The 10,934-nt window shown below is 43.1% G+C and carries 10 protein-coding genes; all 10 read left to right on the top strand.

The window, feature by feature from the left end; genetic code table 11:
* Positions 1 to 504, top strand: a 504-nt coding sequence (locus tag PVV66_RS08555; protein ID WP_273760980.1) for a hypothetical protein, incomplete at its 5' end; no start/stop codon positions are given.
* 1 nt (position 505) lies between these two features.
* Positions 506 to 1,963, top strand: a complete 1,458-nt coding sequence (locus PVV66_RS08560) for a hypothetical protein (RefSeq protein ID WP_273719402.1) — start codon at positions 506 to 508, stop codon at positions 1,961 to 1,963.
* The gene (locus tag PVV66_RS08565; RefSeq protein ID WP_273719401.1) at positions 1,963 to 2,388 is read left to right on the top strand and encodes a hypothetical protein; all 426 of its coding nucleotides are present in this window, start codon (positions 1,963 to 1,965) and stop codon (positions 2,386 to 2,388) included. Before PVV66_RS08560 ends, PVV66_RS08565 begins: the two co-directional genes overlap by 1 nt.
* 1 nt (position 2,389) lies before the next feature.
* Entirely contained in the window at positions 2,390 to 3,319 is a 930-nt protein-coding gene (locus tag PVV66_RS08570) for a hypothetical protein (protein ID WP_273719400.1), read from the top strand.
* Positions 3,320 to 3,358: 39 nt separating this feature from the next.
* Complete coding sequence (locus PVV66_RS08575; protein WP_273719399.1) at positions 3,359 to 4,795, top strand: hypothetical protein; 1,437 nt, start codon at positions 3,359 to 3,361, stop codon at positions 4,793 to 4,795.
* Between the two features lie 3 nt (positions 4,796 to 4,798).
* Complete coding sequence (locus PVV66_RS08580; protein WP_273719398.1) at positions 4,799 to 7,012, top strand: hypothetical protein; 2,214 nt, start codon at positions 4,799 to 4,801, stop codon at positions 7,010 to 7,012.
* A 17-nt stretch (positions 7,013 to 7,029) separates the two neighbouring features.
* Positions 7,030 to 7,680, top strand: a complete 651-nt coding sequence (locus PVV66_RS08585) for a transglycosylase SLT domain-containing protein (protein ID WP_273719396.1) — start codon at positions 7,030 to 7,032, stop codon at positions 7,678 to 7,680.
* A gap of 12 nt (positions 7,681 to 7,692) precedes the next feature.
* The gene (locus PVV66_RS08590; RefSeq protein ID WP_273719395.1) at positions 7,693 to 8,694 is read left to right on the top strand and encodes a phage tail protein; all 1,002 of its coding nucleotides are present in this window, start codon (positions 7,693 to 7,695) and stop codon (positions 8,692 to 8,694) included.
* Positions 8,695 to 8,702: 8 nt separating this feature from the next.
* Positions 8,703 to 9,716: a phage tail protein gene (locus PVV66_RS08595; RefSeq protein ID WP_273719394.1), complete on the top strand. Its 1,014-nt coding sequence runs from the start codon at positions 8,703 to 8,705 to the stop codon at positions 9,714 to 9,716.
* A 7-nt stretch (positions 9,717 to 9,723) separates the two neighbouring features.
* Positions 9,724 to 10,857 carry a phage tail protein gene (locus PVV66_RS08600; protein WP_273719393.1) on the top strand — a complete coding sequence of 378 codons (1,134 nt, stop codon included), beginning with the start codon at positions 9,724 to 9,726 and terminating at the stop codon, positions 10,855 to 10,857.
* Positions 10,858 to 10,934 lie beyond the last annotated feature (77 nt).

Here is a 10,934-nt window from a genome sequence, read left to right on the forward strand (position 1 = left end):
GAAAGCCGTGATGTGGTGTTTGAAACACGGGCAGGGAAAGGTATCTATGATGCAACGGACACTCACCATATCGAAACAGCTGTTAAAATAAGGAGCGTTTATCTTCGTTCTGATCCACATCATAAGATTGAATTAGAGCGCAGGAGTCCTTTTTCTCTAGAGTCTTCGTTATCATCAGAGCAGCGAGGAACACCGGTTTGTTACAGTTATTTTGATAGGAAATTGCATCTTTATCCCACACCGGATAGAGCGTATCAGATTCAACTCATCCTCTCTCCACAACGTTTATCAGAGATAGAGAGTGTTGATGAAGAGCACCCATGGTTTGTGCATGGGTTTGACTTGATTAAAGCACGTGCAAAATATGAACTTTACAAGAATATTCTTAAAGATCCCGATTGTGCAACGGCAGCTTATAATGACTTTACCGAGCAGTTGCATGAATTGCGTGCAGAGACGTCTAAACGTCATAACGTCACGCGGATAATTCCAACGGATTTCTAAAATGGTTTATTTTCCAATCGCTGATTACCGCCCCGATGTTGCGGTCGTCAATGGCAGCTTTACGGATACGCTTGTGAATGTTTTACCGGCAGATGGAGGCTACATTCCGATGCCTAGTGCAATGGTTGTGTCTCATCCTTTGGAAGAAAAGCCTTTGGGGTGTATAGCATTTCGAAGTGGTAATGGGGTTAAGATTATCGTAGGAGGAGCCAAAAAGCTTTATAGTTATGATAGTCAAACGCAGGGTTGGAAAGACATAAGCCAAAGTGGTGTGACTTATCATGCAAATGAGGATAATCAATGGTCATTTGCCTTGTTTGGTCAAAGAGTTATTGCGGTGAATAAAAATGATAAACCGCAAGTTTTTCATACCCATAGTTCTGAACGGTTTGAAGATTTAGGAGGTAGTCCACCGAAAGCAGGATTGGTCAAGGTTTGGGGCCCCTTTGTTTGTTTGATGCAGCTTACAGATCATCCTAATCGTATCCATTGGTCTGGTTTGGAGGATGCAACCCATTGGACAGTTAAGCAGAAGGATTGTGATTTTCAAGATTTTCCGGATGGAGAATACGTTCAAGGGGCAACGGAATCGAGCAATCCCATTATTTTTATGCGTTCTGCGATTTATGCAGGAACTTTTGTTCCGGGTTCTAAGATAGTCTTTACGTTTCAGAAGATTCAAGACAAGCGCGGAGCCCGCAGTGCAGGTTCTATAGCTTGTCGAGGCAGTGATGCTTTTTTTGTGAGTGATGGTGGCTTTTATCAGATGAGTTTTGATGGTCAACTTTTACCAATAGGCTTTGAGAAAGTTGATAGAACGGTTTTTAAAACCTTTGATAAATTTGCTCTTGATGAGATGCAAGGAGTGATAGACCCCGTTGATAACCGGATTTACTGGTCATTAAAGAGAGGCAATAACGAGCAAACGACCTTTGTTTATGATTGGGGATTACAGAAATGGTCGACGCTACAAGGAAAGCCTTTGACGTTGTTTCCAGTATTTACGACAGGTTATACTTTGGAGCAGTTAGATGAGATCTCGATCAATCTTGAGACATTGCCGGCTTCTTTAGACAGTCCCCGTTGGCAAAGTGGGGCTCCTATGCTTGGTGCTTTTGATGAAAACAATCGTCTTGTTATGTTTACAGGGGCGTCCATGGAGGCAACGGTTGTTTCGCAAGAGATGGGGGCACCGGATGGAAGTTTTAACTTTATCACGAAGATGTTTGCAGAAGTTGATACGACGCAAGGTCTTTTAAGTATCGGAGAACGTCGTCTTCGCGATCATCAGACACCGATCACATGGCATAAAGAGAGAGAATGTTCCTATGCTACGGGTGCTTATCATGGTCGTTCGCGCAATCGTTATCACCGCTTTAAATTGCGCATTCCTAAAGATGAATCTTGGACAATGATTACGGGATTCAATGTTGATTTACGTCCTTTAGGCAGAGGGTAATGGCAAAAGTCTATTTGACCACGTCTTGGGATACGGAGCGTATAGCGCCTTATCTAGAGGAAATTATTGCGTCATTTCGAGGGTATGTTGAGCGTTTCAAACATGAAATGACGTTGCAGGAACTGATTGAAGCCATTTGCACGGGCAAGAAACAGTTATGGCTTGTTTTGGATGATGAAGAGCGATTTTTAGCGGCTGTTACGACCCAGATACAACAGACAGTTTTAGGAAAGAAACGCGCGCTCATTTGTGAATGTAGTGGGAAGGGTGTTCTTGATCAAGTTGACAATTTGCAGGTTGCAGAGGATTGGGCGCGTGAGAATGGCGCTTCTGAAATGGAGATCTTGGGTCGTTTGGGTTGGAAACGTGCTCTGAACAAACAAGGTTATGGCATAACGATGCTTTATTATAGGAAGGAATTGTGACATGGGGAGTAAAACACCCTCAACGACAGAACAGAAGCAGGTGCAGACAAGTGCTCCTCCTTCTTGGATGGCAGATGTATTTAAGCGTGGTGGTAGGGATGCGTATAATCTATATAATATAGGGGCGGGTGGTAATGTTTATGGGGGACCGCGTGTTGCCCCATTAAGTGATCAAACGCGCTATGGAATTGGTGGACTTGGCAGCATACCTCAGCATTATCAAAATCGCTCTTTGATGAATACGGTCTACAATCCAACGTCGGCAGCCAATAATCTTGGAAGCATGGCTTCGGGTGGTATGGTTGGACAGAACCCCTCTTTTAATGCCGCCCTTCAAAATAGCTTAGAGCGTGTAAGAGATACGATTAACAGCTCTTTTGCCGGTGCAGGTCGTTATGGTTCTGGTGCACATACAGGGGTATTGGCAAATGAACTTGGTGCTTTGTCGACAAGTGCGACAGCGAACCAATATAATCAAGATGTTCAGAATATGATGCAAGCCAATGCCATGATAGACCAAGCCAATCAAAATCAATTGGGAGCCTCCAATAACTTCTTACAAGGTTATGGGAATGCCTATTCCAATGCCATAGAGGGGGGAGGTGTGCTTGATACGCACAATCAGAGAGTTGTTGATGCTAATCGTGAACGTTGGCTAGAGCAAGACAATAGCGGTTGGAATAGGTTGAATATGCTTATGAACGCCGGTCATGGCTTTGCAAGAAATTACGGCACGACAACGAACAATAATACAGCTTCGATGATACAAGGTAATAGCCCATGGAAAAATGCAGGAACTATAGGTTCCCTGGCACTTCAAGTAGCACCAATGGCTTTTGGTTACATGGCAGGTGGTCCAATGGGAGCAGCTTTAGCAGCAGGAGCCCCCTATGCTTTTTTAAAGTACATGGATGAGAAACAGAAACAATAGCTGTATAATCATTAAAGAATAGTTTTTTAGGAGAATGTGATGGCAGTTCCATTATTATTTCCATTATTATTTGCAGGTTCTATGGCAGCGAGAGCTGCGCCTCATATTTTTAGATATATTGCTCCCAAAGCGGTTACAGGGGCGAACAGATTGGGACAATTAATAACAAAGAACCCCGTGGGGAAATTCGTAACAAGGAACCCCAAATTCAGTGCATTGATGGCTGGAGGGACAGCTATTGAAAGTATGGTGTCACCAGAGGAAGCACGTGCTCCAAACAACCCCTATTTACAGAACATGCAGAATCCATATGGACCATTTATGCCCTATACGGCTCCTAGAGCGGAGATGCCTCTTGGAGTTGATCAACAGCCACCTATGCCAAATGCACTGGAGGCTTCTCCACAAGAACTTAAAACTCATGTTAATGAACAAATGCAACCATTAGCGCCCGCATCTCCAACACCACCTTCTGAACCGACAGATTTAGATAAGTTTTTACAGTCCAATAGTTATAAGTTTTTTCAATCAGATGCGTATCAGAAGCTCAAAGATCTTTTTGCAGGTATGGCAGAATCTTCATCAGACGGTTCAGGGTGGGATGCGCTTGCAAGTGGTGTGAAGCGTCTTAATGAAGGCGATAAACAAAGAGGGCAGGTTAACCAGACCGTCGAGTATCTAAAGTCCAAAGGCTACAGTGATGAAGAAGCGCGGGTTATGGCACGTAATCCTCAAATGCTTAGTGCGCTGCTAACAGGTGGAGGGGGAAAAGACTTTAATGATGGAAGCTCATTAATTGATGACCCAACATCACCAACAGGAAAGAGAGTAGTTTATCACCCTGGAAGCAAAGCATATATGGACAACGAACGTGCTGCTGCTGCGCATGAAAATAGACAAGTGCATGCAAAAGTCTTGATGGATGATATCGATTATTTGCTGGAATATGCCGATAAATTTAAAAGTTATGCAACAGGTCATATAGCTAACATAGCTAGCCGTCTGCTCCCAACGTCAGAACAATCTGATGCACGGCAGGTTATGCAATCAATACAATCTCGAATAGCACTTGATCGTATAGATCAGATGAAACAGTTGTCACAGAGAGGGACAATAGGTCTTGGAAATGTTAGTGATAAAGACATTGAAATGTTAAAACAATCTCTTGGTGATTTAAGTTTTAATATGTCGGCGCGACAATTTAGGCGTCGTTTGAACATAATAAAAGATGTTATCTCAAGACTAAATCCTGAAGTACAAGCCATTGTATTAGGTAGGGTTGAATCTACAGAAGAAAATATGAGAAATGCTGTTAGCGGAAATAATAGTCAATATTCTTCTAAACAGTCGGTGTCACAAGGAGGCGGTGCAAATTTGCCAACGATAAATAGCATAGAAGAAGCTAACAAATTTCCTGCTGGTACAAATCTTGCCATAAATCATAATGGTACAAGATATGAAATAAGGAGGAAATAGATTATGGTTCATTATAAAAATTCGCAACCAGAATTTCTCCCTTATTTTGGTCCTAATATAGAGGTTATTCGACGTATTCCTGATAATGAACTTGAAAAACCAAAAAGAGAATCTCTCCCTTATTTTGGTTCTAATATAGAAGTTATCCGGCGTATTCCTGATGATGAATTTGAAGGTTTTGGAGAATATGAAACATCACCAGAGCCTCCCGAAATCACGCAAGGAGAAGCGTTTTGGAATTCTTTAAAACACGGTCTTAGTTTTAATTTAGATGATGAAATTTCAGGGATTACAGCGGCAGGGCGAGATCATGAAGATGATAATCCGCTATGGGCTTTTGGGAAGGGGCTATACAACTATTGGTCTGGAGATAAGAAATCTGTAGAGAAGTATGAGAAAGCAGCCAATAAACTGCGTGATTATTATCGTAGGATGAATGATGAACATTATTGGACGTCGCTTTTTGGCGGTGCTTTAGGGGCGGCAATTCCTTCTCTTGCAACGTTAGGGGGAGGAGCGTTAGCCGCAGGAGCCCGCTTTGCAGCCCCTAGAGTTAGCAATAGTCTTGCAGGATCAAAATTAGGTCAATTGCTCTCAAAGGCAGGTCAGTCACGTCCAAGCCAATTTGCAAGCCAATTTGTAAGCCCATTTTTAGGTATCACGAAAAACACAACACTTCCTCATTTACTTAAAGTAGGAGCGGCATCTGGTGCATTACATGGAGCGGGAGAGGGCGAAGGATTAGGGAATACATTTACCAGTACATTAGCTGGAGCAGGTTTAGGAGCAGGAGGGACATTGGCAGGAAGTGCTTTAGGTCATTTAGCTGGTTCTACGGTTGGTGGAATAGGGAGACTTTTTTCTCCTTCTCATAAGGAAGGCGTTGAAAAAGCAACATTAAGAGCAATCAGTAAACATTTAGGCAATGAGTCCTCTGAAGCTCTTGGAAAATCTTTGGGCAGTAAAGCCGTTGATACCGATTATGTTGCTGATCATAGTCCTTTTTTACAAGATCTTGTTTTTGATATCGCGCAAAAAAATCAAGGGGCTTATCTTGATTTGACCAAAAGAGCAGAGGCGAGGGCGCTGGAAGGAGGGGAACGTATTCACCAAGCCGCTGATGAACACTTTGTTCCTCGTCAAAATATTACAGGTTTAAAAGATGATCTTATTGCGAGTAGAGAGGCAGCTACAGAGTCTCTCTATGATATAGCCAAGAAGACGCCGATCGGAGAAAAATATTATGGCGCGCTTAATGAATTAATGGAACGTCCATACTTCAAACAAGCTTATGATGCGGGATTAGAGAAGTTTATCAGTGATGGCAATAAAGTCAGTCCATTTTCTTCTCAAAAGTTTAATCTTCTTCAAGAAAAACCCAACATGGGTGTTCTTCATGAAACGAAGTATAGACTTGGTCATATGATAGATACTGCGAGAAACATAGGAGATAACAGCAAAGTACGCAGTTTAGTTGGTATCCAGAAAAAATTGTTAGAGATTATGGATGATATATCTTCTGAATATAAGAAGGCGCGTGGATTATTTCATCAATACAGTTCACGTGTAGATGCCATGGATGAAGGTTCAAAAATCCTTAGTAAGTCGATTAATAAGGATGAATTCAGTAAAATTTTTGATGAATTACCAGAAGCACAACAAGAATACTTTAAAAAGGGCTCAAGGAGAGAACTTTTAGAGGGTATGGGGCAAACAGGAGATAAAGTCTCCAAGGCAAAGGAGATTTTTGATACGGATGATCTGTATGATAGGTTTGCAAAGATTTATGGCGCCGATAAAGCTTCTGCTGTTAAGAGTGTTGTGGGTAGAGAAGCCAACTATGCTGATTTTTACAACAGAATACCAAATAGTATAGCAAATAAAGATATCTCTTTTAGGCATAATGTTAGTGTTCCAACAAGTCAACGTGATGCAGCCTTTCAAACAGGAAAAGCAGCGTTGAAAGTTTCTTGGATTCCTTTCAAGGAAGCGGCGTTTAGAGAGCGTCAACGAATTGAAAAGGATGTGGTCAAGCTGTTAACGGGTGGTTCAGAAATTCCAAATGAGAAAATTGTAGATCTCATTCAAGATATGGTGAAAGCGCATCATAAGGGATATGTTACGAAAGAGTGGGTAAAAAAATATTTTGCTGCTTTGTTTGGGGGTCAAGGAAAAGAATTAGCAAGGCACTTTAATATGCTAAGTACGTGGAAGTAGAGGAAGATGTTTAATCGATGACCCATTCTAACCTTTCAGTTGATCAAGCGATCCGTCAAGCAGCGGTGCGGTATGGCTTGCCAGAAAGCTATTTATACCGTGTTGCGCAAGTTGAAAGTGGCGGCAATCCCAATGCAAGGAATCCACGTTCTTCTGCGGGTGGTTTGTATCAATTTATAGATAGCACCGCCAAACAATATGGTTTGCAAGACCGTTTTGACCCTATGCAGGCAGCCGATGCCATGGGGCGGTTTACCCTTGATAATCGCAACCATTTAAGCCGTTTGTTGGGAAGGGCGCCTACAGATGCGGAATTGTATTTAGCCCATCAACAAGGAGCAGGAGGAGCCGCGCGTCTTTTACAAAATCCCCATGCCAATGCGGCGCAAATTGTTGGCAGCAATGCGGTTGGTTTGAATGGTGGAAACAGCGGTATGCGTGCAAGTGATTTTGTTAACCGTGTGTTACAAATGTATGGAGGACAGCCTTATAGGGTAAGCCCTACAGCAAGGGTGAGCTTTGGCAATAGAGCTAACATGTTAGAGGTTTTGAGGGCGTTATTAGCATCACAAGAAGAGACTTCAGAAGAAGAAGAGAGTGATGCGGATGATAATCCTTTAATGACGCAATTCATGCGGGCGTTTTACGGACCGTTTTATCGAAATTAGGATTCATGAGAGATGTCAACGATTTATGATTGGTCGCTAAGAGCGGCGGATAACACGCGCGCAGATGATTTGATTGATTGGTCCGAAGGACAGCACCCTAGTAGCGTGAATAACAGCGCGCGTGTGATGATGCAGCGTATCAAGGAATACTTGTTAGATGTGGGTGGAACGCTTGAAGGGGTTGTGACGAATGATCATGTCCAACGAATAAGTACAATACGTCTTGAAAGCCAAACGGCATTTTTAGAATACAAGAATGGTATCGTTTTACGCTTTATGGCTAAGGATAAAAATATTGGAGCAACCACGGTTTTGCTTAATGCTTTAGAGGGCAAGCCGGTTTATAAAGCGACCGCCTTAGGGATTGGTCCTTTATCGGGCGGCGAAATCCAACAGGGATGCATTTATACATTAGTCTATAATGGAGATGGTTGGCATCTTGTTAATCCAACCTCTATCCCTTTAGAAGAAGAAAGCAGTCTTTATCCTACAGGTTTTATCGGAACGTTTGCGATGCGTGATTTTCCAACAGGTTGGTTACTCTGTGATGGAAAGGCTTATTCGCGGACTGATTATAGTGATTTGTTTTCTGCGATAGGGACGGTTTGGGGAGAAGGGAATAGTGTTACAACGTTTAATGTTCCCGATTTTCGGGGGATGTTCTTACGCGGTGTTGATGACGGTCGTCATATCGATGAGGGGCGTTCTTTTGCCAGTGTGCAAACAGATTTAATGGAGTCTCATCAACATCAGGGGCAAAGTCTTTCCTTTCCCCATTTTACCAGCAATGAAGACTTTTGGGATGGGAATACGACGGCTGTTTTGGGGTACCGTCTAGGATTGTTTGGAGGGGGGGCACTTGCAAACTTTATGGGAATAGAGCGTGAGAATTTAGGGAGCTATATTGCAAGTCCCTATAGCCATGATGAAAATCAAGAGGTTGATTTGAGAAGCTCTGGTGAAGGTGAGACGCGTCCAGTGAATGTTTCTGTTCTGTTTGCGATTAAAACGTGAGATGTCAGATGTCGACGATTTATGATTGGTCTTTGAGAACCTCTGAGAATGGCTATTGTGATGATTTGATTGATTGGTCAGAGGGGCAGCGTCCAAGCAGCGTGAATAACAGCGCGCGTGTGATGATGCAACGGATGAGGGAATATTTATCGGATACGGGGGGTGTGATTGAAGGGATTGTTACGGTTAATCAAGAACAAAAGACCAGTGGAATACGTCTTCAAAGTCAATCTCAGTTTTTAGCGTATAAGAATGGGATATCGGTTTGTTTTAAAGCGAAAGGTAAGAATGTTGGAGCGACAACAATTGCTTTGAATGCGTTAGGAGGAAAGCCGGTTTATAAGGCGACAGAATTAGGCATGAGTGCTTTATTAGGAGGTGAGATACAAAAGGGGTGCATTTATCGTTTGGTTTATCGGGATGATGCTTGGCATATTTTAAATCCTACGCCGGTTTCTTTATCACAAGAGCCGATGAAACCGATTGATCCTGCGGGCAAGATAGGGATTTTTGGGATGCAAGTTTTACCGGAAGGCTGGTTAGTCTGTGATGGGGCGGCTTATTTGCGTAGTGATTATCCAGCACTTTATGAAGCGATAAGAACAAGATGGGGTGGCAGTGATAGTTGGACGAAGTTTAATGTTCCCGATTTGCGAGGTGTGTTTTTGCGGGGTGTTGACGATGATCGTGAGATAGACCGTTGGCGTTATCTAGGCACATTACAGCATGATGCTATGAGAAAACATGAACATGGAGGTCACTCGGTTACGGTTTTGAATGATGCCAATGAGGAAGAGAATTGGTATGGAAATATGATGATTATCTGGGGGTATATGCTCAATGAGAAGCAAAGGGAAAAGCTTGCCGAACGTTTGGGTGTGGGTGCAGAGGATATACGGTTGCATCATGGGCTTGCTTTTCCCCATTCTCATCTTCAGATGCGTGATGTTGTTTGGGCTCGTTCAGGTGTCAGTGAGACGCGTCCGATTAATATGAGTATTGTGTTTGGGATTAAGACGTGAGGTTGTGATGTCAACGATATATGATTGGTCCTTAACGGCATCTGAGAATGGTGGAGCCGATAATCTTATTAATTGGTCAGAGGGGCAGCACCCGAACACGGTCAATAACAGCGCCCGTGTGATGATGCAAAGGGTGCATGAGTATTTATATGATACGGGGGGTGTGATTGAAGGGCTTGTTACGGTTGATGATACGCAAAAGACGAGTACGATAAGCCTTCAAAGCCCTTCTGATTTTTTAGAGTATAAGAATGGCATCTCGATTTGTTTTAAAGCGAAGGGGAAGAATGTAGGGGCGACCACAATTGCTTTGAATAATTTAGCCGGCAAGCCCGTTTATAAGGCGACGGACACCGGTTTATTAGCTTTATCGGGAGGAGAAATCCAAGATGGTTGTCTTTATGAGCTTGTGTATGATGAAGAGGTAACCGGTTGGCAAATTCTCAATCCCACAAGAAGAAAATTTTTTTCCTTAAAACGTTTACCGTCTGGTTTAATCGGTCCTTTTGCCATGGAACGCTTGCCGGAAGGTTGGTTACCTTGTGATGGGCGTGCTTATTCGCGAAGAACTTATAGAGCCTTGTTTGAGGCGATAGGAACGACGTGGGGAGAAGGGGATAGTGCTACGACGTTTAATGTTCCCGATTTTCGGGGAATGTTTTTAAGGGGCATAGATTATGAACGCAATTTAGACCCTTGGCGTTCTTTTGCAAGTCAGCAAGCTTGTTCTTTAAAAGCACATGAACATTTTATCGGTCCAGCATTTCCAGATGATCGTTCTTCTCGAAAAAGACGCGATGTTTCTGCTTCTCAAGCGCCCGTGACAAGGCGCAAGAGAGCTATAGACGAAGAGTGTCTAGGATTAGACGGAGATGCCTTGGACAAGTGTCATCAAGAATTTGACCAGATAGCAGGCAGTCCACAGGTAGAGGTTCCCTTTTGGTTTACAGAAAAAGATAAGCCAGCCCGCTTGCCTTGGTTTATCCGAAGCCCCTTTGCCAACTTTTTATATTATTCAACGCCGATCAAAGAGGGCGTCCATGACAGAGCGCATCATGAGCATCACCTTATGGCAGAGAGGGTTGGTGGACTTGAAACGCGCCCGGTTAATGTGAGTGTGGTTTATGGGATCAAGACATGAGGAGTTGAAATGTCATTAAAACCGTTTGCAATATCAGAACTTAGCGACCCGTCTCAAGTACGGGTTGTTTTGTATTC

Source organism: Bartonella sp. AU16XJBT (genome assembly GCF_028618665.1).
In the GTDB taxonomy this organism is placed as follows: domain Bacteria; phylum Pseudomonadota; class Alphaproteobacteria; order Rhizobiales; family Rhizobiaceae; genus Bartonella.